Consider the following 496-nt stretch of genomic DNA (forward strand, 5'->3'; position numbering starts at 1 on the left):
CTACATGGAGTTCGTCATTCGGGAGAGACCCATTGTCCATGCTTGACCGTTGGGCAGAAGTGCTCGACTCCATTGGCGTGCGCAGTATCAAGGGCACAATCATTGGTGATGACGACTTGTTCGACGAAGAACGATATGCCGCGGGTTGGTCGTGGGATGACTTTTTGTACGCCTATGCACCGCAAGTAAGTGCCTTAAGCATTGCTGACAATGCCGTCGAAATCCAGATTATTCCTCCACGCAATAGCGACCTTCGTCCGAGCATTCGGGTTATCCCTGAAAATGACTACGTGCGCGTGGTTTCCGCACTCCGATTTGTCGATAGCACTGGCATAACCGATATAAAGCCTAAGCGCGAAGAACACTCAACGGTCATCGATATCACGGGAACCTATGCCCTTACATCCAGAAGTGACACCATTTCGCTAAAACTAAGTGTGGATAATCCAACCCTCTACTTCGCGCATTTATTGAAAGCCGCGATTGTGCGCCGTGG

1 protein-coding gene is annotated in these 496 nt (G+C 50.4%); it reads left to right on the forward strand.

Going from position 1 to position 496, the window contains the following annotated elements:
• Positions 1 to 38 precede the first annotated feature (38 nt).
• A partial coding sequence (locus tag ACLD7X_RS18545; RefSeq protein WP_411425153.1) for a D-alanyl-D-alanine carboxypeptidase occupies positions 39 to 496 on the forward strand: 458 nt, incomplete at its 3' end.

The organism is Aphanothece microscopica RSMan92 (assembly GCF_046613545.2).
Taxonomy (GTDB): domain Bacteria; phylum Cyanobacteriota; class Cyanobacteriia; order PCC-6307; family Cyanobiaceae; genus NIES-981.